This is a genomic window from Arthrobacter sp. SLBN-112, from assembly GCF_030944625.1.
Lineage (GTDB): Bacteria > Actinomycetota > Actinomycetes > Actinomycetales > Micrococcaceae > Arthrobacter.
The window spans coordinates 2412783-2436861 of sequence record NZ_JAUSXY010000001.1 but is presented as its reverse complement, the minus strand read 5'-3'; the positions used below and the strand labels follow the sequence as shown (position 1 = coordinate 2436861).

The 24079-nt window shown below is 65.2% G+C and carries 20 protein-coding genes, 1 other RNA gene, 3 pseudogenes and 1 riboswitch; of the genes and pseudogenes, 7 read left to right on the top strand and 17 right to left on the bottom strand.

The window, feature by feature from the left end:
- Nucleotides 1–127: 127 nt before the first annotated feature.
- A riboswitch (SAM riboswitch) is annotated at nucleotides 128–241 on the top strand.
- 37 nt (nucleotides 242–278) lie between these two features.
- The 4 genes and pseudogenes from QF050_RS11450 (at nucleotide 279) to QF050_RS11435 (ending at nucleotide 3735) form a co-directional block, all read left to right on the top strand.
- Nucleotides 279–1698 (top strand): annotated as a pseudogene (locus QF050_RS11450) (aminotransferase class V-fold PLP-dependent enzyme).
- A gap of 96 nt (nucleotides 1699–1794) precedes the next feature.
- Nucleotides 1795–2553 carry a class I SAM-dependent methyltransferase gene (locus QF050_RS11445; protein WP_308930536.1) on the top strand — a complete coding sequence of 253 codons (759 nt, stop codon included), beginning with the start codon at nucleotides 1795–1797 and terminating at the stop codon, nucleotides 2551–2553.
- Between the two features lie 19 nt (nucleotides 2554–2572).
- Nucleotides 2573–3277: a metal-dependent transcriptional regulator gene (locus QF050_RS11440; RefSeq protein WP_308930535.1), complete on the top strand. Its 705-nt coding sequence runs from the start codon at nucleotides 2573–2575 to the stop codon at nucleotides 3275–3277.
- Between the two features lie 80 nt (nucleotides 3278–3357).
- Nucleotides 3358–3735 carry a hypothetical protein gene (locus QF050_RS11435; protein WP_308930534.1) on the top strand — a complete coding sequence of 126 codons (378 nt, stop codon included), beginning with the start codon at nucleotides 3358–3360 and terminating at the stop codon, nucleotides 3733–3735.
- A gap of 59 nt (nucleotides 3736–3794) precedes the next feature.
- Here QF050_RS11435 and QF050_RS11430 read toward each other — a convergent pair whose 3' ends face one another.
- A complete protein-coding gene (locus QF050_RS11430; protein WP_308930533.1) occupies nucleotides 3795–4778 on the bottom strand; it encodes a trypsin-like peptidase domain-containing protein in 984 nt (327 codons plus the stop codon).
- Between the two features lie 217 nt (nucleotides 4779–4995).
- Here QF050_RS11430 and QF050_RS11425 point away from each other — a divergent pair, with 217 nt between their 5' ends.
- Complete coding sequence (locus QF050_RS11425) at nucleotides 4996–5460, top strand: pyridoxamine 5'-phosphate oxidase family protein (RefSeq protein WP_308930532.1); 465 nt, start codon at nucleotides 4996–4998, stop codon at nucleotides 5458–5460.
- 33 nt (nucleotides 5461–5493) lie between these two features.
- Here the strand turns inward: QF050_RS11425 and QF050_RS11420 are convergent, their stop codons facing one another.
- Nucleotides 5494–6549 (bottom strand): zinc-dependent alcohol dehydrogenase family protein, encoded by a 1056-nt coding sequence (locus QF050_RS11420; RefSeq protein WP_308930531.1) that lies wholly within the window; start codon nucleotides 6547–6549, stop codon nucleotides 5494–5496.
- Nucleotides 6550–6715: 166 nt separating this feature from the next.
- Between QF050_RS11420 and QF050_RS11415 the strand changes: the two genes are divergently transcribed.
- Both QF050_RS11415 and QF050_RS11410 read left to right on the top strand, forming a co-directional pair.
- A complete protein-coding gene (locus QF050_RS11415; RefSeq protein WP_308930530.1) occupies nucleotides 6716–7186 on the top strand; it encodes a pyridoxamine 5'-phosphate oxidase family protein in 471 nt (156 codons plus the stop codon).
- A gap of 16 nt (nucleotides 7187–7202) precedes the next feature.
- Nucleotides 7203–8219 (top strand): zinc-dependent alcohol dehydrogenase family protein, encoded by a 1017-nt coding sequence (locus tag QF050_RS11410; protein ID WP_308930529.1) that lies wholly within the window; start codon nucleotides 7203–7205, stop codon nucleotides 8217–8219.
- A gap of 39 nt (nucleotides 8220–8258) precedes the next feature.
- On the opposite strand, the gene QF050_RS11405 is transcribed toward QF050_RS11410, so the two are convergent.
- From QF050_RS11405 to QF050_RS11335, 15 genes and pseudogenes are all read right to left on the bottom strand, one after another.
- Nucleotides 8259–9284 carry an ATP-dependent 6-phosphofructokinase gene (locus tag QF050_RS11405; protein ID WP_308930528.1) on the bottom strand — a complete coding sequence of 342 codons (1026 nt, stop codon included), beginning with the start codon at nucleotides 9282–9284 and terminating at the stop codon, nucleotides 8259–8261.
- Nucleotides 9281–12466 carry an HAD-IA family hydrolase gene (locus tag QF050_RS11400; RefSeq protein WP_308930527.1) on the bottom strand — a complete coding sequence of 1062 codons (3186 nt, stop codon included), beginning with the start codon at nucleotides 12464–12466 and terminating at the stop codon, nucleotides 9281–9283. The genes QF050_RS11405 and QF050_RS11400 overlap by 4 nt, the downstream gene beginning before the upstream one ends.
- A gap of 68 nt (nucleotides 12467–12534) precedes the next feature.
- Nucleotides 12535–12999 (bottom strand): pyridoxamine 5'-phosphate oxidase family protein, encoded by a 465-nt coding sequence (locus tag QF050_RS11395; protein WP_308930526.1) that lies wholly within the window; start codon nucleotides 12997–12999, stop codon nucleotides 12535–12537.
- A 155-nt stretch (nucleotides 13000–13154) separates the two neighbouring features.
- Nucleotides 13155–13523: a transfer-messenger RNA gene (gene ssrA, locus QF050_RS11390) on the bottom strand.
- 73 nt (nucleotides 13524–13596) lie between these two features.
- Complete coding sequence (smpB, locus tag QF050_RS11385) at nucleotides 13597–14070, bottom strand: SsrA-binding protein SmpB (protein WP_050054575.1); 474 nt, start codon at nucleotides 14068–14070, stop codon at nucleotides 13597–13599.
- Nucleotides 14071–14153: 83 nt separating this feature from the next.
- Nucleotides 14154–15584, bottom strand: coding sequence for a peptidoglycan DD-metalloendopeptidase family protein (locus QF050_RS11380; protein WP_308930525.1), 1431 nt, complete (start codon nucleotides 15582–15584; stop codon nucleotides 14154–14156).
- Nucleotides 15585–15611: 27 nt separating this feature from the next.
- Complete coding sequence (ftsX, locus tag QF050_RS11375; protein WP_308930524.1) at nucleotides 15612–16526, bottom strand: permease-like cell division protein FtsX; 915 nt, start codon at nucleotides 16524–16526, stop codon at nucleotides 15612–15614.
- The gene (ftsE, locus tag QF050_RS11370) at nucleotides 16526–17311 is read right to left on the bottom strand and encodes a cell division ATP-binding protein FtsE (RefSeq protein WP_308930523.1); all 786 of its coding nucleotides are present in this window, start codon (nucleotides 17309–17311) and stop codon (nucleotides 16526–16528) included. The genes ftsX and ftsE overlap by 1 nt, the downstream gene beginning before the upstream one ends.
- A 184-nt stretch (nucleotides 17312–17495) precedes the next feature.
- Nucleotides 17496–18611, bottom strand: a complete 1116-nt coding sequence (gene prfB, locus QF050_RS11365) for a peptide chain release factor 2 (protein ID WP_308930522.1) — start codon at nucleotides 18609–18611, stop codon at nucleotides 17496–17498.
- Between the two features lie 79 nt (nucleotides 18612–18690).
- Nucleotides 18691–19101, bottom strand: a complete 411-nt coding sequence (locus tag QF050_RS11360) for a pilus assembly protein TadG-related protein (protein ID WP_308930521.1) — start codon at nucleotides 19099–19101, stop codon at nucleotides 18691–18693.
- 35 nt (nucleotides 19102–19136) lie between these two features.
- On the bottom strand, nucleotides 19137–19736 hold the full coding sequence (locus QF050_RS11355; protein ID WP_308930520.1) for a hypothetical protein: 600 nt from the start codon (nucleotides 19734–19736) through the stop codon (nucleotides 19137–19139).
- Nucleotides 19717–20133 (bottom strand): pilus assembly protein, encoded by a 417-nt coding sequence (locus QF050_RS11350; protein ID WP_308930519.1) that lies wholly within the window; start codon nucleotides 20131–20133, stop codon nucleotides 19717–19719. Before QF050_RS11350 ends, QF050_RS11355 begins: the two co-directional genes overlap by 20 nt.
- A gap of 325 nt (nucleotides 20134–20458) precedes the next feature.
- A pseudogene (locus QF050_RS11345) lies at nucleotides 20459–21401 on the bottom strand (type II secretion system F family protein).
- On the bottom strand, nucleotides 21398–22255 hold the full coding sequence (locus QF050_RS11340; RefSeq protein WP_308930518.1) for a type II secretion system F family protein: 858 nt from the start codon (nucleotides 22253–22255) through the stop codon (nucleotides 21398–21400). Before QF050_RS11340 ends, QF050_RS11345 begins: the two are co-directional and overlap by 4 nt.
- A pseudogene (locus QF050_RS11335) lies at nucleotides 22252–23476 on the bottom strand (CpaF family protein). The gene QF050_RS11340 and the pseudogene QF050_RS11335 overlap by 4 nt, the downstream one beginning before the upstream one ends.
- Nucleotides 23477–24079: the final 603 nt, after the last annotated feature.

The window sequence follows — 24079 nt, the reverse complement described above, 5'->3', positions numbered from 1 at the left end:
AATAATACGACGCCGGACGCCTCCTTTCGGGGGCGTCCGCGGCCGTTTCTTCGGCAGGACGTAACAAAGGCCTTAACAATTGCCGCGGCTTTAGTCCTGGCCACCCCATGTTCTACGCTTTTATCCAGGTCACGAGTGCCAGCGCAAAACCCCGGTTTGCTGGCCGGCAACCCTCCATTCGCGGTGGGGTGCCCCGGGTGACGACCAGGCCGGTCCGGAGCGGATACGGCAAGCGCGGATTCCACCATGCCGGAGTCCTGTATCCAAGTGAGGTCTCTGTGACAACTGCCACCGTCTCCCCCCAGTCCGCCATCGCCAACGCAGCCGCGCCGGATCCGCGCCAGGTCATTGCCGGCCGACCCCTCGCCGCGGTCACCGGCGCCGAAATCCAGGCGCCCCTGATTTCCGGCGGCCACGTCCGCTACGCAAACCTCGACTACGGCGCCTCCGCCCCGGCACTGTCCGTGGTGTCCGCGTACCTGAACGAGATCCTCCCCTACTACGCGAGTGTCCACCGCGGCGCCGGGTATGCATCCCAGATCAGCACCTCGGTGTATGAAAACGCACGCAGCATTGTCCGCGAGTTCGTAGGAGGTCGACCCGATGATTCGGTCATCTTCACCCGCAACACCACCGACTCGCTGAACCTGCTGGCCGGCTGCCTGCCGTTGGCCGACGGCCGCCCCGCCGGAGATGTCCTGTACCTGGACATCGAACACCACGCCAACCTCCTGCCGTGGCAGGGCGTCCCGCACCGCAGCATCGTCGCCGCGGACACCATCAGCGGCACGCTGGAGGCCGTCCGCGCTGAACTGGAGCAGGGCGGGGTCAGCCTGCTGGCCGTCACCGGCGCCTCCAACGTCACCGGCGAGATCCTCCCCATCCGGGCATTGGCCGCACTGGCGCACCAGCACGGCGCACGGATTGTGGTAGACGCCGCCCAGCTTGCGCCGCACCGGCGGGTGGACATCAGCACGGACGACGTCGATTACCTTGCGTTCTCCGGCCATAAGCTCTACGCACCGTTCGGCGCAGGCGTCCTGGTGGGACGTCCGGACTGGCTGGACGCCGGTGTCCCCCACCTTGCCGGCGGCGGCGCCGTGAAGGAAGCAAGGCTCGACGGCGTCAGCTGGGCCACCGGCCCGGCCCGCCACGAGGGCGGCTCACCCAATGTGCTTGGCGCAGCCACCCTGGCGCGCGCCACCCAGGTGATCGCCGAACTGGACCAGTCCCGGTGGCATGCCCACGAATCGGCCATCCGCTCGTTCCTGGTGGAGGGCCTGCAGGGCATCGACGGCGTGACGGTCCACCAGAATCTTCAAGGACACCAATCCGGAAACGGACACCATCGGTGTGGTCAATTTCTCGGTTGCAGGCTACGACGCCGGGCTGGTGGCCGCCTACCTTTCGGCGGAGCACGGCGTGGGCCTGCGTGACGGACGTTTCTGCGCCCACCCGCTGCTGAAGCGCCTGGGCCTGCCGAACGGATCCCTCCGGGCGAGTTTCGGCGTCGGATCCCGGCTGGAGGACGCCGAACGCCTCCTGGCCGGCATCCGCGCGCTGCGCGGCGGCGGACTGGGCTGGGACTACGTGGTGGACGCAGGCCGCTGGGTGCCCGCCAACGATTCCCGCACCTACCCGCACTGGGCCCCCAATACACCGGGTACGGCCGGCGCCGCCCCCTGCATCGACGACTAACCCAAAGCCTTCCGTTCCTGGTCGTGTGCACGGCCTTTGGCCGGGCGTGCGGTAAATTCGAGGGACATCAACAGGCGGAATCGAAGGAGTCCACGCGTGGTTCGGGGTGGCCCCAAGCTTGATCATGGTCGCCGGCGGGAACTTGGCCAGAGTTTCCAGGATGGCGGGAGGCACTACCAGCGCGTCAGGCCTGGATACCCCGAGGACTCAGCCCGATGGCTGGTACCGGCCCACGCCCGGGACGCCCTCGACGTCGGCGCCGGTACCGGAAAGTTCACTGCCTTGCTGCTGGACCTGGGCCTGGAGGTAACCGCCGTCGACCCCTCCGCGGACATGCTCAACCAACTGGCGGCGCACTGCCCCGCTGCCACGGCTGTGACCGGGACCGCGGAGGCGACGGGCCTGCCCGCCGCCCGCTTCGACGTCGTCACCGTGGCCCAGGCCTGGCACTGGTGCGACCCGTTGGCCGCGAGCACCGAACTTGCCCGCGTCCTGCGTCCGCACGGAACACTCGGCCTCATCTGGAACCAACTGGATACCTCGGTGCCGTGGGTGCACAGGCTCTCCAGGATCATGCACGCCGGCGATGTCTACCGCCCGGGCCACAGGCCGGTGGTGGGACCCGAATTCGCCGGGCTCGAAAGCCAGGTAACCCACTGGCAGGACCGGGTAACCACCACAGACCTGATGGAACTCACCAAGTCGCGAAGCTACTACCTCCGGGCCGGCGAGGCGACCCGCGCCAAGGTCCTGGCGAACCTGGACTGGTACCTGCACGAACATCTGGCCTACGGTCAGGACCAGGAACTCGAGCTTCCCTACCTCACCTTGGCGTGGCGCGCCGTGAAGGCATGAAGCCGGTAGGCTTGGACGCGTGAAGACCAGCCCGACATCCTCCTCCATCGAGGACTACGTCAAGGTCATCTATTCATTCACTGAATGGCAGGACAAGCCCATCACGTCCTCCCAACTGGCCCAGCGGCTCGGAGTGGCGAATTCTTCGGTTTCCGAGATGGTCCGCAAGCTCAAGGACCAGGGCCTGGTGGACCACAAACCGTACAGCGCGGTGACCCTGACCGATGCCGGACTGCGGCTTGCCCTGGCAATGGTACGGCGCCACCGGCTGATCGAAACCTACCTTGTGCAGCGCCTTGGCTACAGCTGGGACGAAGTGCACGATGAGGCTGAACAACTGGAACACGCGGTATCGGACACGTTCATAGAGCGCGTCGCTGCCAAGCTCGGCGACCCCAGCCGGGATCCGCACGGCGATCCCATTCCCACGGCGGACGGCCAGGTGCTGATGCCGCGCGCCCATCTCCTCGCGGAACTGGACGAGGGCCATACCGGCAGGATCACCCGGATCAGTGACGACAACCCTGAGCTGCTGCGGTACCTCGCCTCACAGGACATCGAGCTTGATGCCGGCGTGGAAGTGCTGGGACGGCGGCCCTTCGGCGGCGCCCTGGTGGTGCGGATCGGCGACTCGCGCGAGTACGACCTCGCCGATGAAATCGCGTCGGCGCTGTGGGTTTCCAGCGATGCCCCGCACCCCGGCTGCATCCTGGGCCTGCCCTGACCAGCGGCGTTGCCGGGATGGCCGGCTGACACGCTTTTGCAATGGGCCCGATTTGGCCGGCTCCCGTATGGTGGACTGTGATGATCAGCAGACGTGACGCCGCAATAGCACTGGACGTACCCCTTGAAATGGCACAGCGCCATGGCCTGCCAAAGTGGATGCCCGAGGCCGAGCTCCGCGGCATCCTGGACAATCCTCCGCCGTGGCTGGTGCAGTCACGTGCCAACCGGACAGGCAAGCGGCCGGTGTGGGTCCATCTGGAGTGCGCCGTCTGCGGGTACGAGGAGGCGGCACGGCCCAAGAAGTGGTGGCCGGACTTCACCTATGTGGTGTGCGAGCACCATTCGCCGGAAGAAATACCGCCGGTCCGACCGGGCTGGGTCCGGGGCGAGTACGACGGCGTGGGGACGCGTTTCACAGGCATCGCGGACGTCGAGGCGCCGGCCCGCGGAGTGTAGGGCTTCCAGACAGGCTTCGGGAAGGGACGCTTCCGGAAGGGACGCGGCGGCTCCAGCTCCTACGGGTTTCCGTTGCCCGTCATTTCCTCCGGAACGGCGGTGAGGTGCACTTCGGCACCGTCACGCAGCACGGCGACGTCGAGCGGTTGGCCGATGGCGTCGGCGAAGAGGAGCCGCTGCAGGCTCTCGGCATTGCTGACAGGACGGCCGCCCGCCGTCAACAGGACGTCCCCGGCCGCCAGCCCTGCCTTGTCCGCCGGAGAAGCGGGCAGCACCTCCACGACGCGGAGCCCTTCGCGCAGCCCGGTGCGGATGACGGCACTGGGAGTGAGCTGGATGGGCGTGCTCACCAAACCCAGGTAGGCACGGCGCACCCTCCCGTCCGCAAGCAGCGCAGCGATGATCCGGCGCGTGGTGGCGTTGATGGGGATTGCCAGCCCGAGCCCTGCTCCCGCCACTGCCGTATTAATGCCAACGATCCTGGAGTGCGTGTCTGCCAGTGCTCCGCCCGAATTGCCGGGGTTCAAGGCTGCATCCGTTTGGATGACGTCTTCGATGACGCGCCTGTTGCCCCCGGACCAGACCGGAATGGCCCTGCCCAGGCCGCTGACCACACCGGCGGTCACTGAGCCGGCCAGCCCCAGCGGGTTCCCGACCGCCACCACCAGTTGTCCCACCCGGAGGGATTCGGCCGCACCGAACTGAGCGGGCGGGACCTTGGGCCGCGAACCGTGGACCACTGCGAGGTCGGATAACGGGTCCGCGCCCACCAGTTCCAACTCCATCCTGCTGCCGTCGCCGAAGACGGCAAATCCCCGGTGCGTTCCGGCCACCACGTGGGAATTCGTGAGCAGGTAGCCGTCTTCGGTGAAGAGCACCGCGGAGCCGGCCCCCACCCTGGCCCGCCCGTTGCGGCGCTGCGCAGTCATTTCGATAGCCGCCACATGGGGCGTAACGGCGGCCGCCACGCGCATGACCGTCTGCGAGTACGAGTCCAGGATGTCGTCGTCCTCCGGTGGCATGAATTCCCGCGCCTGCTCCATGGCGCACCTCCAACCCTCGTGCCGGTTCACCCGGTGCGGTCTCCCTGGGCCGTTGCCGGCGGTGATACCTTCCCATCGGGATCCTTACGGAAGACAACGACGGACTGGCCGATTCAAGTCCCGGCGCTGCTACGCCGTCGGTGAACACTCCCCGGCGCCGCCCGGTATTCCCTACCCACCGGTGCGCTGGCGCTCCCCAGGCCCTAGGATCGGTACCATGACTGGTTCCCCGGCAGGGTCTCCCACGGAAATATTGGACGCTGATGAGTGCTGGCAGTATCTGAGGTCTTCCTACATCGGCCGGTTGGCGGTCATCAATGGCGACATTCCCGAGATCTTTCCGGTGAATTTCTCCGTGGCCGGCGAAACGCTGTTCTTTCGGACGGCTCCGGGAACCAAGCTTCGTGCGTTGCTCAGCGGCGCGGTGGCGGCGCTGGAGGTCGACGGGCTCAACCCGTATGCCACAGAGGTGTGGAGCGTGGTTGCCAAGGGGAAGCCTGAACCGTTCGATGAGACCCGCATGAGCCTGCCGGCGGACGACGCCGGCAGGGAACCGTGGGAGGCAGGGATCAAGGACCACCTGATCGCCATCTCCCCCACCGAACTCACGGGCCGCCGGTTCGCGGTCACGTCGCCAACCCGGTGGTGGCCGCCCGTGGATTTCTCCGCCGATTGGCTGTAGGCGGGCCAGCTCCCTTCCCGGGTTCCCACCGGTTCAGGACGTCAGGATCACCTTGAGGGCCTTGGTTTCCGCGGCCCGGGAAAACGTGTCATAAGCCTCGGGGAATTGATCGAAACTGAAATGGTGCGTGGCGAATTTCTCCGCCTTGATTTTTCCCTGGGCCACAAGCTTCAACAGCATGGGGGTGGTATTGGTGTTCACCAGCCCCATGCTGATGTTGATGTTCTGGATCCAGAGATTCTCCAGGTGCAGCTCCACCGGGTGTCCGTGCACCCCAACGTTCGCTACTGATCCCCCGGGCCGCACAATGTCGGTGCACATTGCAAACGTTGCCGGAATGCCCACTGCTTCGATGGCCACGTCGACGCCCCGCCCGTGCGTCAGGGCCAAGACCTGTTCCTTCCAGTCATCGCTGCCGGAAAGGACCGTGTCTGTTGCGCCGAATTCCTTCGCTTTTTCGAGCCGGTTCGCATCGACGTCGATGGCCACCACAGTTGCAGCTCCGTAAAGTCCTGCCGTGGTGATCGCCGCCAAGCCCACTGGACCCGCACCAACCACCGCTACGCTGTCGCCGGGCTTCACCCGGCCGTACTGGACACCAATTTCGAATCCGGTGGGAAGGATATCGGACAGCATTACGGCTTGTTCGTCGCTCACGCCCTCCGGCAACAGGTGCAGGGAGTTCTCTGCATAGGGAACACGAACGTATTCAGCCTGCGTGCCATCGATCAGGTGACCGAAGATCCATCCGGTGCCTTCCTGCCCCTCGGCCCCCAGGCAGTGCGAGTACAGGCCCGTCTTGCAGTTGGCGCAGTGTCCGCAGGATTTGATGCAGGAAATGATGACGCGGTCGTTCATGTTAAGGCCGGTCACCGAGGAACCCGTTTCGATGATGGTTCCCACCCCTTCATGGCCAAGGATCCGGCCCTTTGTCACAGCCGGCACGTCGCCTTTGAGGATGTGCAGGTCGGTACCGCAGATCGTGGTGGTATCAACCTTGACGATCACGTCGCCGGGCTGCTGGATTCCGGGATCCGGGACGTCGGTCCACGACTTGTTGCCGGGGCCGCCATAGACGAGGGCTTTCATGCGGGTTCTCCTTACTGCGGGGGTCCGGCCAGGCGAGGTGTTGCCGGCGGGCACCCATCACAGCGTCCCACCGGGTCGGGCGGCCCTAAAGGGCCATAGGTCCTTCCTTCCAGGCCGGGCCTTTGTGCCCTTTCCGGACGCGGGCGACTTCCCTACGCTGTGCCCTATGAGAGAGAACACAAACCTACCCGTAGCAGAAATCCTCGATGCGGAAGAGTGCTGGTCACTTCTTTCCCAAACCGGTGTGGGACGCCTTGCCGTCATCGCGGATGGCCATCCTGACGTCTTTCCCGTCAATTACAAGGTGGACGGCCGGACGCTTGTCTTCCGCACCGGCGGCGGCACCAAGCAGCAAGCCATCGAGTCTGACGCCGTCGTGGCCCTGGAAGCAGACGCTGTCAGTTCCCAGTTCGGCCTTGCATGGAGCGTCGTGGTCAAGGGCAAAGCCGCAGAGGCGACGCCCACGGGAACTGACCTCGACGACATCCGGCGGGCGCTGTTTCCCTGGCAGGGAGTGGGCCAGGAATACTTCATCCGCATCACGCCCGAGTCCATCACGGGCAGGCGCTTCACCGTGACAGCACCACTGCTGTGGCAGACACCGCTGGACGACGCTACCCGCGCCGGCTTCGAGTAGCCGCGGCGAACGCACAGTGCGTGCATGGTGGGTAGGCACCCCGGGCACCATAGCCACGCATCCTTTGGTACAGGGCCACCGTGACTCGCCGACGCCGGGGCCGCACGAGCTCCTGGTGGAGGTCAGTGTCTGCGGCGTTTGCCGTACCGACCTCCATCTCGCTGAAGGAGACCTGGCACCCCACCATCCGCACGTGGTCCCCGGGCACGAGGCGGTCGGCGTCGTCATGGAAACAGGCGCCGACTGCTCCCGGTTCCACGCAGGCGACAGGGTGGGCGTCGCCTGGCTTGGCGGTGTCTGCGGCCGCTGCGATTACTGCCGCCGCGGCGATGAAAACCTGTGCTCATCACCTGTGTTCACCGGGTGGGACACGGACGGTGGCTTTGCCGAGCGGCTCGCAGTCGCCGAGGACTTTGCCTACCCCATCCCGCCTGCCTTTTCCGATGAACAGGCCGCGCCGTTGCTGTGCTCCGGCATCATCGGGTACCGCGCGCTGAAGCGCACTGCGTTGCCGGTTGGCGGCCGCCTTGGCATCTATGGCTTTGGCAGCTCCGCCCACATCACCGCGCAGCTGGCCATCAAGCAGGGCGCCTCCGTGTTCGTCATGACCAGGTCCGAGCAGGCCCGTTCACTGGCGCTGGAGCTGGGCGCCGAGTACGCAGGCGACGCCTATGACCGGCCGCCCGTCCCGCTGGATTCGGCCATCCTCTTTGCGCCGGTGGGCGATCTTGTCCCGGTGGCGCTGGCGGCCCTCGACCGCGGCGGGACACTTGCCGTTGCCGGGATCCACTTGAGCGATATTCCGGCCCTGAATTACAGCAGGGAGCTCTTCTATGAACGCCAGCTGCGCAGCGTCACAGCCAATACCCGGGCGGACGGCCGGGAGTTCCTGGCCCTGGCTGCCCGGCTGCCGCTGGCCCTGACCACGACTGCCTACCCGTTCGAGGCCGCCGATAAGGCACTGGAAGACCTGGCTGCCGACAGGATCACCGGGTCTGCCGTCCTGCGCGTCCGCCCGGAGGCGCCAAGGTAAAACCCCGCCCGTGGCGGCCCGTTCGAGCCACCGGCCGCCTCACCCGAACAGGACCGCGGCTTCCCGGTAGCGGGCCTCGGGGACCCGCTTAAGTTCCCCGAGGGCCTCATCCAGGCCGACGTTCACGATGTCCGTGCCACGGAGCGAAACCATGGTGCCCCATCGTCCGGCAGCCGCCGATCCGACGGCGGCCAGGCCCAGCCTGGTGGCAAGCACCCGGTCAAAACCCGTGGGCTCGCCGCCGCGTTGGATATGGCCCAGCACGGTGGCACGGGTTTCGATTCCGGTCCGTTCCTGCAACTGTTCCTCCAGCAGCAGCCCGATTCCGCCGAGGCGCGGCCGGCCGAAGGTATCAAGTCCCCGGGGTGCATACGGTGCCTGGTTTCCCTCCGGCGCGAAGGCCTCGGCCACCACCACCAGCGGAGCCCTGCCGCGGTCGCGTGCCGAGAGAACCCAGGCGGAGACCTGCTCGATTGAGACAGGATGTTCCGGTATCAGGATGGCATGCGCACCGGAAGCCATCCCGGAATGCAGTGCTATCCAGCCCGCGTTGCGGCCCATGACCTCGGCGATCATGCACCGGTGGTGCGATTCGCCCGTGGTCCGCAACCGGTCAATCGCCTCGGTGGCTGTCTGGACGGCGGTGTCGAAGCCAAAGGTGTAATCCGTGGCGCCCAGGTCGTTGTCGATGGTTTTTGGGACACCCAGTACGTTGAGGCCTTGTCCGCACAATTCCCGGGCGGCCGCCAGGGTGCCTTCTCCCCCGATGGCGATGAGGCCTTCCAGCTGGTTGCGCTGGAAGCCGGCACGCACTGCGTCGATACCGCCACCGGCGAGCGGGTTGGTCCGCGATGTCCCCAGGATGGTCCCGCCCAGGCGCGAGATCCCGCGGACAGCAGTTCTGGGCAACGGAAGAAAATCGTCTTCCAGCACGCCCCGCCACCCGTCGCGGAAACCCAGGAATTCGTAACCGTGGGCGACGTCGCCGCCCAGCACCGCACCCCGGATGACGGCGTTCGTCCCGGGGCAGTCACCACCGCTTGTCAAGATCCCCAACCGCTTCATGATGCCGCCGCTCTCGGGGCTTTGACAGGCAACGGGAATTGACGGGTGTGGCCGGGAAGCAGGACGACGTCGGCGCCATCCACATGCACCGTGATAGGGCCGGCGTCCCCGGGGGCGGAGGCGATGCTCATCTGCCCGTCCTTGAGGTGGACCCGCAGCCGATGTCCCCGGTAGAGGACCTCGAAGGCAACGGCGCGGAGCCGTGTTGGCAGGTTGGGGGCGAACAGGATGCTGTCCCCGCTGAAGCGCAGTCCGGCAAAGCTGCGTTGAACCACGTCGATGGTTCCTCCCATGGCGCCCAAATGGATACCAGTGCGCGTGGTGCCGTGCTGGGTGTCGTCGAGGTCGGCGTCGAGCGCTTCCCGGAAACTGTCCCAGGCACGGTCGGCGTCCACCCCGGCCAGGACGGAGGCGTGGGCCACACGGCTCAACGTGGAGCCGTGCGCCGTCCTGGACAGGTAGTACTCGATGGTCCGGTTGAGTTGTTCCCTCGTGAAACCGTAGTCCAGGCGCTGGAGGATACCGCGAAGGCCTTCGTGGCCCAGGAGATAGGGAAGCATCAGGACGTCGGCCTGCTTTGCCAGCTTGTAGCCGTTCGTTCCGTCCCCTTCGGCTTCAAGGATCAGGTCCAGCCGCTCAATGTCGCCGTACGCGTCGCGGTAGTGCTCCCAGTCCAGTTCCCTCAGTTGCTCATATCCCTCGAACTGGCTGATGACGCCGTCGCCGTGGAACGGAACGTACATTCCGGCGCCCATGGCTTGCCAGCCGGCTGCCTCCTCTTCGGCAACGCCGAGTGATTCCATCAGCCCGGCGCGCTCGCTGCCGTGCAGGAACCGAAGGATTTCCGCCGCCTGAAGGCACACCCACGCCGCCATGACGTTGGTATAGGCGTTATCGTCCAGGCCCGGTTCGGTGCGGCCGGGATAGCCCGTGTGATATTCATCCGGGCCCACAACGCCACGCAGGTGATACCTGCCATCCCGTGGGTCGTGGTCCGCCAGGGACCGGAAGAAACGGGCCACTTCGATCACCAGCTCCGCACCCTTTTGGAGGAGCCAGATCCTGTCGCCGGTGGCCTGGAAGTACTGCCAGGCGTTAAAAGCCACCGCGAGGCCTGCGTGGACCTGGAGATGGGAGTAGTCCCGGACCCACCTGCCTGACCTGTCGTTGTACAACCACTTTGGCGTCTCCTCGGTCCCGTCGCTGCCGCTCTGCCACGGAAACTTCGCCCCCGCCAGCCCTTCCGCGGCGGCGGCGTGCCGGGCGGCTGGCAGCCGGCGCCATCTGTACTCAATTACGGAGCGGGCAACCACGGGAGTCCTTGACGTGAGCACCGGCAGGACGAACAGCTCGTCCCAGAAGACGTGTCCGCGATAACCTTCGCCGTGCAGTCCACGCGCGGTGACGCCGGCGTCCAGTTCGGCCGTGTGGTGCGTCAATGTCTGCAGGAGATGGAAGATATGCAGGTTGAGGACCAAGCGTACCTGGACCGGCGCGTCGATCTCCACGAGGAACGGCCGCAGTTCCCGCCGCCAGGCTTCCTCGTGGGATGCCAGGAGTCGGGGGAAGGCATCGCCGGCGCGTTCCAACACTGCGCGGGCACCGGTTTCCGGGGAGGAAATGGCCCGGTCGCGGGACGTCACCACCGCTACCGTCTTGGTCAGCCTTACAGGGATACCCGCAGTGAGGGAGAGCCGGAAGGTCCGGTAGTGGAAGGGCCCGCTGCCGCCGTCCTCAACCGCGTCCGCGTCCACGGAGATGCGCGTACGGTATGCGGCAGCGATGCGGATAAGGCTTTGGGTGGTCTCCACTTCGACGACGGAGGGCGCGTCCGGGGGCAGCTCGGCGGCGGTGCCCCGCGGTTGCGTCCGGTCTGCCAGGTGGATGTCAGAGCCTTGGGCGCGCTCGGGCAGGTTTGCGTTGCGGACGCCGGCGTTGACGCCGCTGCGCACTTCCACGGCGCCGCTCCACCCCAGGGCGGTGATGGTGGTCTCGAGGGCCAGCAGGTGGGGTTCGGCCATGGACACGAATCGGATCTGGACCACCTCCATGCGACGCCGGTCCGCGCCTTCGAGCAGCAGGCGCCGTTCCAGCACGGCGCGCCTGAGGTCCAGGACCCGGCGCTCACGCACCACCGCCAGGCCGCCGTCCGACCACCACTGCAGTCCGGCGATCCGGAGGTCCAGGGGGAGGCAGTCGGGCGCGTTGACCATGTGCTCTTCGAGCAGCGTCTCGTCGGCAGCCTTGACCGTGACCCGGTTGTATACGCCGGCCAGGTACATGCCCGCATAGCTGAAAGGGCCACCTTCGGGTGCCGCCCCCCGGACGCCCATGTAGCCGTTGCCCAGGGTGGTCAGGGCTTCCCGGTGTCCTTCGTGCCCGGCGTCGACTCCTTCGTAAACGAGGTGCCAGGCGTTGCCGATGACCAGTCCCAGGTCCAGCTCACCCACGTCATTCAGGACGGTACTGGCGCCGGCGGCCTCCAATTCGCGGCGGCTGCCGCTGCGGTCGATTCCGACCACCAGGCCGAAGCCGCCCCGGCGGCCGGCCTGCACCCCCGCCGCCGAATCCTCAATCACCACGGCGTGTGGCGGTGCGACGCCCAGCTTGGCGGCGGCGGCGAGAAAGACGTCCGGTGCCGGTTTTCCCCGTAAACCGAGCCCTGCCGCCGTCGTACCATCCATGACCACCGTGAACTGGTCCTGGATGCCTGCGGCTTCCAGGACCAGTTCGGCGTTGCGGCTTGAGGTAACCACAGCAGTGGGGACCGCCGCACCGGCAAGTCGCTGCAGCAACTGCAGCGTTCCCGGGTAGCTTTGCACCCCGTCCTGGCGCAGGCGCTGGAGGAACAATTCGTTTTTCCAGGCGCCCAGGCCAAAGCCCGTCCAGGCTCCCGGTTCATCGGTCCCGGCTCCCCTGCCGATCTCCACCCCCCTCGCGGCCAGGAACCGGACCACTCCTTCCTCCCGCGGCATGCCATCGATGAAGGTGAGGTACTCCGCCCGGGTCAGCGGGGCGCGGTTGGCGCCGGCGGGCATCCGCGGGTCCTGGAAGATGCGGTCGAACGCATCTTTCCATGCAGCCTGGTGGAGCAGTGCCGTGTTGGTGACCACTCCGTCCAGGTCGAAGATGACGGCGTCGAATGGGGGCTTGGCGGCAGCGGCGGTTGGCGACCCGATCATAGGTCAGTGGTACCAGCACGCACGGTATCCCGGACAGGGCCGTTGGGCCCGCCCGCGGTTTCCATGGCCTATGCGGTGTCCTGCCGGGTGCCGTGCCCCACATGGTTCCACCAGGTCAGCGGCGACGTGATGGTGAAGCGCCTGCCGGTCACCGAGGTGGGCACGATCCGGACGAAGTGGTCCTTCTCGCCCGCCTGCCAGGGAAACAGGGTGAGGCCCGCTCCGGCGAGGAGTTCATCTGAGGGTTCCAGGATGACGGCTTTTCCCTTGACCAGGACGCTCCAGGCTTTGACTTCGTCGTGGCCGTCGGCCTCAAGCGCGACGGCGAGTGGCCCACCGGCGGCGCGCAGCTTGGTACCTTCGCCCGTGCGGAAGACGAGCGACTGCTGGTCCACCTTGTAGTTGACCGGAAAGACCTCCGGGTAGCCATTGACGAATACGGCAAGGTGGCCAACCGAGACACCGCGGAGGAGGTCCCAGCAACTGCCTGCGTCCAGGAGTTCAGTGGGCGTCTGCGGCGGGTCGTTGTGCATACAGTCGAAGGTAGCGGCGTGCGCGGGTATGCCGCTAGAGCATTTAGGCCCGGGTGCCGTGGTGGCGGGAGGGCAACGAAAAACGCCCCGGTCCTGGGACCGCGGCGTTGCGGAAAAGGCCGGGACATCCGTTGGGATGTCCCGGCCTTTTCCGAGGGTGGAGATGGGGGGAATTGAACCCCCGTCCGATGTCGTGTTGTCAGGGCTTCTCCGGGCGCAGTTTGCGTCGGATTTTCTCGGCCCCAGCCATGCTGCAAACAGCTGGCTGATCCGGGCCCAGTCACCTAAAAGTCCCGTTTACTCCGGTGACGGGAGTAAACAGCAGTGGCTATCTAAATGACGCCAGGATCCGGGGCGATAGCAGCCTCGGGCTGACGGACTGTCTTACTGCTTAGGCAGCAAGAGCGAAGTCAGTGCGCTTAGAATTGGCACTTATTGGTTTGCAGACAGCGTTTACGAGATAATTCTGCATCCTCGGCCCGCTTCACCTGTCGCGACTAACATCGTCGAAACCGATCATCCCCGTATTTTGTTACCAAACCGGCTGGCAAGCCTGCCGGACTATCAATACTAACGCATGCCCTGCGGAAATAATTCCTAACGGCGCCGGTTGCGTTCGCGCATCTCGCGTTGGGCCTCGCGGTTGTCCTGCTGCTCCCGCAGCGTCTGCCGCTTGTCGTATTCGCGCTTGCCGCGGGCCACGCCGATTTCGACCTTTGCGCGCCCGTCCACGAAGTACAACTGCAGCGGAACAATGGTGTACCCCGATTCCCGCACCTTGTGGGAGATCTTGATGAGCTCCTCGCGGTGCAGCAGCAACTTGCGCCGGCGGCGGGCAGCATGGTTGGTCCAGCTTCCCTGGTTGTACTCGGGAATGTGGATGGCTTCCATCCACAGTTCGTCGTTGTAGAACGTGCAGAATCCGTCCACCATGGAGGCGTGGCCCTCCCGGAGGGACTTGACTTCTGTGCCCATCAGGGCGATGCCGGCCTCGTAGGTGTCCAGCACGTGGTAGTCATGCCGGGCCTTGCGATTGGTGGCCACCACCTTACGGCCACTTTCTTTAGGCACGGGGAAACTCCTCAGGTTCAGGTTTGGCTGCTCCGCGCCCGCGGCACGGAGCTATACCAGTCTACGGCAGGGGCTGGACGCCCTTAGAGCAGCCCCATGGGGTCAACGGCGCGGCCGTTAAGCCAGGTTTCAAAGTGGGCGTGGCAGCCGGTGGAGTTGCCGGTGCTGCCGGAATAGGCAATCAGCTGCCCTTGCGCGACCCTTTGTCCATTCGACACCACGATGCTGGAGTTGTGGTAGTAGATGGTGGTCAGGGTGTTGCCCTGCACCACGCCGTGGTCGATCTTGACGCGCCAGCCGCCGCCGTCGGCGGAGTTCCAGCCTGAGCTGAAGACTTCCCCGGCAGCCGCAGCGTAAACGGGGGTACCGCAGGCGGCGCCGAAGTCGATGCCGGTGTGCATATATCCGCCGGTCCCGTAAAAGTCGATGGTGCCCGGCGGGGTGGTGCGGTAGCCAAAGCCTGAGGTGATGGGGATGCTGCCATCGAAGGGATGGCGAAGACCAAAGGCCGACGGCGATCCTGCTGCGGGCGGAACGTACGGCTGGGCGGGCGGGGCAGGCCGGTTCGCTGCCGCCGCTGCGGCGGCAGCGGCGGCTGCGGCAGCCTCGGCTTGCCTGCGTTGTTCCGCTTCCCATGCCTCGCGGGCCTTCCGGTCGCGTTCAGCGATTTCGTTGGCCACCTGGTTCTGGTTGGCCTGGACGCCCGCGAGCTGGGCCTGGATGCCAGGTTTGGCCGCCTGCAGCTCCGCATCGAGGCGGGAGGTGTCGGCGATCAGCTGGTCAACCTGGGCTTTTTTGGCCGCGGCTTCGTCACGGGCGGCCTTCTCGCGTTCCAAGGCGGCGTCGGCCTTGGCCTTGAGGTCCTTGATTTCCGCTTCCACAGCCTGCAGCCGGGCCTCGGAATTGACGTTGGTGGCGTTCTGCTGGCTGAGCTTGTCCATGGCCGCATTCTGGCTGCGCATGGCCTGGTCGGCGAGGTCCATGGTGTCGGTCAGGCTGCCGCCGCCGTTGGACCCGAAGAAGAGCGAGAGGTTGGAGGGCACGCCACCGGACTTGTAGGCCTGGGTGGCGATCTGGCCGATCAGCTTCTTGGTGTCGGCGATCTTCTGCTTGTCAGTTTCGAGCTGCTGGGTGATCTTGGCCTTGTTCTGCTGTGCCATGTCAACCCGGGCAGCCAGGGCTTCCGATTCTTTCACCGCGCTGGCCACGCGGCCTTGCGCGTCAAGGAGGGCCTGCTGCGCGCCTGGCAGCTGGCCCTGGTAGATCACCAGGTCACCGGCGGCCTTGGCGATCCTGGAATCGACGAACTCAAGGGAGGCCTGGACACGGGCGGCTTCGGCCTCAAGCGCGGCCTTGCGGTCTTCAAGGTCGTCCGCGAACGCCACGGGAGTCGCGACGGCCATCCCGGCGGAAAGGATGACGGCCAGTACACCGCTGACGATCCCCATGCGGCGGGCAGACGCCCGCCCCCGGCGGAACCGGCGGCGTGGAGAGGTTTGATCGGTTACGTTCATGAGCATTCCTTGGTCGGTTTGCATAGCCTAAACGCGCAAATATCTGCGAAGGGTCAAGAGAGACGAAATTCCTGCCAAGGATCCGCCAAGGATCAGCAGCGCCGGAGCGAGGATCAGTGTCTGGCCGGAGGAAATGAAGGCGGTGTCCGGGTACTGGCGGGACATGTAGTCACCCAGGAAGAACTGCGCCACTGCCCAGAGCGTGCCGGAGGCCAGCGCAGCGCCGATGACCGCGGCGATGACCCCTTCAAGGATGAAGGGCAGCTGGATCACGGTCTTTGACGCGCCCACGAGCCGCATGATCCCGGTTTCCCGGCGCCTGCTGAATGCGGAGAGCCGGATAGTGGTGGCGATCAGCAGGATCGCGCAGACGATCATCACACCGGCGATGCTTACCGCTACGAGGGAGGCGCCGTTCATCACAGAGAAGAGGCGTTCGAGGAGCTGGCGCTGGTCGATCACGGTCTCCACGCCCGGCTGGGAGGAGAAGGTCTCGCTGATGATCTGGTATTTCTCCGGGTCCTTCATGTTGATCCGGAATGACGCCGGCAGCTGGTCCGGGGTTACGGAGTCAACAATCGGCGAGTTCGAGAACTGGTCCTTGAAGTGTTTGTAGGCCTCGTCCCGGGATTCGAACTGGAAGTCGTTGATGTACTGCGCCACGGCAGGTGACTCCAGGAGCGCGTTCAGGCCCTGCTGCTGCTCGGGGGTGACCGGCCCGGACACGCAACCCGGCGCCGTCGAACCGTCGCTGCACAGGAAGATGGCCACCTGGACCTTGTCGTACCAGTACCCCTTCATCTGGTTGATCTGCATCTGGAGCATTCCGGCGGCGCCCACAAACGTGAGGGACACGAACGTCACCAGGATGACCGAGACCACCATGGAAAGGTTGCGGCGCAGGCCGCTGCCGATCTCGGAGAGGATGAACGCAAGCCTCATTATCGTGCCTCACCTTCGGCACCGTTGCCCGGCAGGCCGTCGTCGACCGCTTCCCTGCCGCTGGCGTCCTTGAGCCGCCTGGACTGGCCGACGACGGGGATCACGGAGGTGTACAGGGCCCTGGCTTCGTCGCGGATCACCACGCCGTTCTTGAGCTCGACAACCCGCTTGCGCATCTCGTTGACGATGTCGTCGTCGTGGGTGGCCATCACCACGGTGGTTCCGTTTTGGTTGATTTTGTCCAGCACGCCCATGATGCCCATGGATGTGGTGGGGTCCAGGTTTCCGGTGGGTTCGTCGGCCAGGAGGATTCCGGGGCGGTTGACCACGGCCCGCGCTATGGCCACGCGCTGCTGCTCGCCGCCGGACAGCTCGTGCGGCATGCGGTGTTCCTTGCCTTCGAGGCCAACCGTCTTGAGGACCTCGGGGACGGTGTCGCGGATGACGCTGCGGCTCTTGCCGATGACCTGCATGGCGAACGCCACGTTGGCGAAGACATTCTTTTGCGGCAGGAGGCGGAAGTCCTGGAAGACGACGCCGATGCCGCGGCGCAGGCGCGGCACGCGCCAACTCGAAATCCTGGCGACGTTTTGGCCGGCGACGTAGACGGCGCCCTCTGTTGCACGGTCTTCCTTCAGCACCAGCCGGAGGAAGGTGGATTTTCCGGAGCCGGAGGCACCCACCAGGAAGGCGAATTCGCCCCGATCAATCTCAAGGTTGACGGAGTCCAGCGCAGGCCGGGCTTTTTGGTCGTAGACCTTGGTGACATTTTCGAATCGGATCATGGCCCTAAGTACCCTGCAGGGCATGGCTGATTGTTCTGATGCAGCCCAGTTCTGCAGCCGGTGCACGGGTTTTCGTTTGGGGGAAGTAGGGCCCCGGCCCCTCGACTATACGCAGGATGCCCGGTGCTTTGGCGGGCTTTCGGGGGCGTGTCGCCGGATCCGATTGCGGCGGGGAGGCCGTCCGCTACTTTTCGGCGTTGCGGTTGTCGGTGCGCCAGCGGATGCCGGCGTCGATGAAGTCGTCGATCTCGCCGTCGAACACGGCCGACGTGTTGCCCACCTCGTGCTCGGTACGCAGGTCTTTGACCATCTGGTACGGGTTGAGGACGTAGGAACGCATCTGGTCGCCCCAGGAGGCTTTAACGTCCCCGGCCAAGGCCTTCTTCTCCGCGTCCTCCTGTTCCTTCTTGAGGAGGAGGAGCCGGGATTGCAGCACGCGCATGGCGGCGGCCCGGTTTTGGAGCTGAGACTTCTCGTTCTGCATGGAAACGACGGTGCCCGTGGGGATATGGGTGAGGCGCACCGCGGAGTCGGTGGTGTTGACCGACTGGCCGCCGGGGCCGGACGAGCGGAATACATCGACCCTGATTTCGTTGTCCGGGATGTCGATGGAATCGGTCTGTTCGATCAGCGGGATGACTTCCACGGCCGCGAACGACGTCTGGCGCCGGCCCTGGTTGTCGAAGGGGCTGATGCGGACCAGGCGGTGGGTTCCGGCTTCAACGCTGAGGGTGCCAAAGGCGTAGGGCGCCTTGACTTCGAAGGTGGCCGATTTCAAGCCGGCTTCCTCGGCGTACGAGGTGTCCATGACCGTCGTGGGGTAACCGTGCCGCTCGGCCCAGCGAAGGTACATGCGCATCAGCATCTCGGCGAAATCTGCCGCGTCCACTCCGCCCGCGCCCGCACGAATGGAAACCACGGCTTCGCGCTCGTCGTACTCGCCGGACAGCAGGGTGACCACTTCCAGGTCCTTGAGGGCCTTCTTGATGGATTCGAGCTCGGCTGCCGCCTCCCCCATCGAGTCGGCGTCGTCCTCGTCTTGGCCGAGCTCCACCAGCACTTCAAGATCGTCGATCCGGGCGGCCAGGGAGGTGAGGCGTTCCAGCTCGGACTGTCGGTGGGAGAGCCTGGAGGTAATCTTCTGCGCGGCTGCGGGGTCGTCCCACAGGTTCGGCTCCCCTGCCCGCTCGCTGAGTTCGGCGATGTCTTCACGGAGTGCATCCACCTCGGAGACACGTTCGATGGACTCATAGGTGGCGCGAAGGGCGCGGATTTCAGCGGAAAAATCAATATTGGCCATGGTGGTTTAACCCTACGCTATCGGGGCCACACGGCCCGGCCGCTGTCGGTAGGCGGGGACTGGATCACGGGGTCAGGCATTAGCGGCTCAGCCGGGAGCGTGCCGTGGACGTCGCCTCGATGCGGATTCCGTCGGGCATCAGGAAGTTCACCACGGGCGGGTGCACGGCGGCGGTGAGGACCACGACGGCGGTCGAACCATCCGGCGAGCCCGTCCCGCCGGCGACGGCAAGGCTGGAGAACCGTTGCGAGGCGGGACTCCTGTCGAGGAAGTCGACTGCGACGTTCCGGACACGGGCGGGGTTGAGGACAGCAGATGGGGTTCCACCCTGTGATGAGACATCGCCGAGTGTGTAGCTGTCGGCTGCGGCCAGCGATGCTCCGTCCGCCAGCGACAGGAGCCGCTTGTGCTCCACGTAGACGGCGGATATTCCGATGACGACCGTTGCCACCAGCAAGGCCAGGGCCACGTAGCCGACGATCATTACCATCAGCTGGCCGCTCTCGCCATTTTGCTTTTTGGGCGTCAACGGTATCGCCCCACCAGTTGGGTGGCGGAGGCCTGCACTTCCGTGGCGGAGAGTCCGTCCGCAAAGGGGAGGAACGGCAGCGGCACGTTGAGGCTGACTGTCACCGTGACGGCACTGCCTGCAGCGTTGCAGTCTGCTGGTTCACAGCTTGTCGTCATGTTTGCCCGCCCTGGTTCATGCCCAAAATCGGAAAGAGCCAGGAATACTGCCCGCTCTGCGGCCGCCTGCGCGGTGCCGGCGTCGGGCTGGGCAACGTACACCTTTGCTGCCTGGTCTGCGGCGCCCACCACGGCGAAGGAGCCTCCCTGGATCTGACCCACGGTGATGACGAAATACACCAGCGGGACCATCAGCAGGAGTGCCAGGAATGTGAACTCGACGACCGCGCTCCCCCGTTCGAGCTCGCTTGAGTGCCGTTGCAGGCGCTCTCGGTGCAGCCGCTGCTGGATCACCAGGCCGGAGGCGTTTGCATTTCGCGGGGGCTGCCCGGCGTCCCCGGCCGGTTCCCGGCAGAGCGCTTCCGCGAGCCTTCTCCTGATGCGGAACCTGACGGGCGGCTTAGCCGGGGCGGACGAATCACCGTTGGAGTGCGGCATGCCCTTTCACCTCCAACATGTCCCGCGGACCAATCAGGCCAATCACAGGCAGTGGTGACCGGACGGTAACTTCCAGCGTGCGCATCCCTTGCAGATTCACTTCCCGGGTGCTGATCTGCTCCGCAAACCCGGAGTTCAGGGCCATCCCGATGAGGCTGCGGGTCCGTTGCTCCGCGTCGGCGGCGTTGCGGTCTGCCAAAGTCCCGTACCGGGCACCGGAGGCAGCGGCGTCGATGAGCGTGTTCCGGACGTGAAGGACCAGGGTCAGTTGGATGATCGCGAGGAAGAACATCGTGAGCAGCCCGCCGACCAGCACGAAGTCCACGACGGCCGAGCCCCGCTCCCCCTCCCGGGGCAGCCCGGGCTGCACCCCGGGCCGTGGAGCGGATCGTGCCATGGATCAGTTCCCCACTTTGTCCATTGCCTGATTGAACATGGCTTCGAGGGCCGGCCCGGCGAGCGCCAGGAGAGCCGCCACGAGGACGGCGGACATGAGTGTAATCATTACCCATCCGGGCACGTCGCCACGCTCGGGGTTATCGCTCTTGGCCCCGTCGGATCGGTGCCGGCTCCCTGGGCGCGGGCAATTTCAAACTGCCACAGGGCAGCCATTCCGATAAACAACACCACGAGCCGGTTCCCCATATTTTTCATGTTGAGTCCTTTCCTGGTTAGTACGGTGTTTTTGCGAGCTGCTGCACTGTGCATTTGGCCCGCAGCCCTCAGAAGCCCAAATTGATCGCCGCAATACCGGGGAATACGGCGAATACCACCGTCAGCGGAAGTACCCCGAAGACCAGCGGCACCATCATTGCTATTTCCTTCTTGCCCGCCGCTTCCATCAGGTCCCGCTTGGCCGAATCACGGACATCCTGGGCCTGGGCACGGAGCACTTCCGCGAGAGGGGTTCCCCTATTCACTGCGACGATGATGCCGTCAACGAACCTGACCAGCGGCGCAAGGTCAGTGCGTGCCGAAAACTCCTCCAGCGCGAGGATGAGGGGTTTGCCTGCCCTGGTCTCCGCGAGGATCTTCGCAAATTCCTTGGACAGCTCCCCGTTGGCGCTCCTGCAGACCCGGTTCCAGTGCACCCGTCGCGCTTTCTCCTGCGCTCACGGCCAGGGCCATCAGCTCCGCCAGGCTGGGAAATTCGGCCATCATGCGTGCCTCCCGGCGTCGGACCTGGGCGCCCAGCCAGTAGTCCCGCAATACAAAACCTCCCGCTGCGCTGCCAATAATTGCGGCGGCCGCAAAGATCGGGCTGAACCTGCCCACGGCGGCTCCCACGAGTATGGCTGTCAGGGCGATGGCAAAACCGGCAGCTGCCCACAGCAGTTGTTCCGCTCGGAAGTCAATGGACGACTTGGTGATCCCCGCCTGGGCCAGCCGCCGCTCCGTGGCTCCCGGCGAGGGGTTCAGACGGCCCAGCGCGGAGAACCAGTCGCGGAAGATTGGACGGAGAATCCGTTCCAGTGGGCCAAATGGTGTCAGGTTCTGTACGCCCGCGTTCAAGAGCCGCGACTCAAGGTTCTGCGATTTGAGTTGTGGCTCGATCCGTTCAGCGAGCGTCATGGCGCGCATCGGCGGAGACCTGAAGAGCACCAGCCACAATCCGATGCCCAGGCCGATCCCACAGACCACGGCTGCGGGCGGGACCACCATCATCGGAGCACCCTTTCGTCCTGGGGCAGGGCGCCGATCTTCAACATGACGGTGTAGCAAATGAGTGAGACGATCAGGCCCCCAAGCAGGACTGCCGCGCCCACCGGCGTGTTGTAGGCCTGGATCGCTTCGGGCCTGGTTGCCAGGAGGATCATCACGATCCACGGTGCGGCCACAGCAAGCCGGGCCGCGTTGATCGTCCAGGACTGCCGCGCTTCCAACTCACTGCGTGTGCGGGCGCTTTCACGGAGGAATTCTCCCAACGTGCCGAGCAGTCGGCCCAGATCGGAGCCACCCACTTCTCGGGTGAGGCGCAGGGCTTCGACGATGCGGTCTGCGACGGGATCGGCAAGGCGGTGTTTGAGCTTGTTGAGGGAGCCGTCGAATTGGCCGCCAGCACGGTAATCGGCCCCGAACTCGCGGAACAGTGGCCGGAGTTCCTCGGGTCCTTTGTCGCCAAGTTGGATGAGGGCTTCAGGCAGCGGGAGGCCAGCGCGGATTGCCGAGCGAAGGTGATCAACGACGTCGGGCCAGAGCTGGCTGAGCAGCGCAGTCCTTTTTCGTGCCCGCCAGCGGAGCAGCGTGATTGGCAGCCATGCTCCGAAAAGGCCGAAGCAGCCGGCAATTGGCCATGAACGGCTGAGCGCGAAGAAGACAAGGGCAACGAACAGTCCCAGACCCAGGCAGGTCCCGACCAAACCCCGGGCCGATACTTTTTCGACGCCGGCGGCAGCGAGCAGGTCCCCTATCCGCCCGGGCTTCCGCACCCGAAGCCTTGGGTCAGGGGTCTCCCAGCAGGACCACCAGATGAGGAACAGGCCCACCCCGGCCGCGGCTCCCAACAGCGCGGAAATCATCTTGCATCCAAAAGTGCGGCGACGTCGTATCCTGCCCGGGAGAATTTTTCCGCGGCAGGCATCGCGTTCGCCCTGGGCTGCAGGACGCCGTTCTCCAGGGAGAAGACCAGAGAGGATTCGATGATGCCGTTTTCCACACGGCGCCCCAGCGAGAGGATCTGCGTGACCTGCCGCCGCCCGTCGGTCTGTCTGCTGCAGTGCACGACGAGATCGATGCAGGACGCGACGGTGGGCACCACGAAGGCGCTGGAGATGTTCTCACCGGCCAGCAACGGCAGCGTACAAATCTTGGTGACGGCGTCGTGAGCGGAGTTTGCGTGGACGGTACACATCCCGGGTAACCCTGAATTCAGTGCGATGAGCATATCCAGGCTCTCGGCTTCGCGGACCTCCCCCACCACCAGCCGGTCGGGACGCATCCGAAGGGCTTCCTTAACAAGGCGCCGTAGCGGGATCTCGCCTTCGCCCTCCAGGTTGGGTTGCCGGCACTGGAGTCCGACGACATCGCGCAACGGAAATTGGAGTTCGAAGATTTCTTCAACCGTGATCACGCGCTCCCGGCTACCGATGCTGGCCGCCAAGCAGTTCAGCATGGTCGTCTTGCCGGCCTGTGTTGCGCCGGATACCAGGATGTTCAGGCCACTGGATACCGCAGCCCCGAGGAACCGCGCGGATTGGTGCGTCAGCGTTCCGAGCTCAACCAGGTGCTCGAGCCGGCTCGCCTTCACCACGAATTTTCGGATGTTGACCGCCCAGTGGCGGCGGGTGATGTCTGGGATGACGACGTGAAGCCTGGACCCGTCAGGCAGGGCAGCATCGACGAAGGGCGAGGACATGTCCAAGCGCCTGCCTGAGCTTTTCAGCATTTGCTCCACGAGGTCACGCACCTGCTGCTCGGTAAGGCTCAATGACGTCAGCTCGGACTCGCCATTGCGCGCAACAAAAATTTCGTTTGGCGCGTTGAGCCAGATCTCTTCTATCGACGGATCGTCGAGCAGCGGTTGGAGTACGCCGAACCCTGCAACCGCGTCGAACAGGAATCTGCGCGCTGCGTCCAGTGGCCCCGATGGGAGGAAGCGGGCCCAACAATGCGCGTTCGTCGTAGTCGGTGACCGCAGCCTCTACCAGGCGCCGGACTTCACCCACTTGCTTGAGCGGATCCAATCCGCGGCGGCGGATAAGTTCGCGGACCTCGTCCTCGACTATTCCCAGCGCGTCCATATGTTCCCCCATACAAATGCCGCCTCCGTCGGAGGCAGCGCGACTGGGATACAGCCTAGGGAGACTACACCACGCTGCCAAGTCATATGGGTGGGCCTGTGGACAACGGCGGTTCCTCAAGAATGAGCGCGGGAGACCTAAGGATTCGCCAAAGAAGAAGGCAGGATTCACATAAGCAACACTGGAATCACTGGTTCCGCCAGTAACACCAGTGCTATGGTGAGCGCGTTATTTATCGAAATAGCACTATCAGGTGACTTCCTGGGGAAGCATCTGAGCAGTATCCAAAGGGGCGCTTGGGGAAGCGCCACATTGTCTCCGGAGCAAATATGAAGCGGAACCTGTCTCAGTCCCGTCGCCCAGTCCTGAAATCGTTCGGGCTGATCATCCTCGTCTGCTCCCTGCTGGGAAGCCCAGGTCTAAGCGGAGTCGCGGTCGCCGTTGAATCCGGCCCATCGCCAACGCCATCCCCTTCCGTTAGTCCGGAGCCGGCGCAGGTGCTTCCTTCAGCGACCGCGTCTCAATCTTCATCCACACCAACTTCCACGGCCCCCATATCTGCGTCACCGACACCGTCGCCAGCTCCCGCTGGGGTCGTCTCGT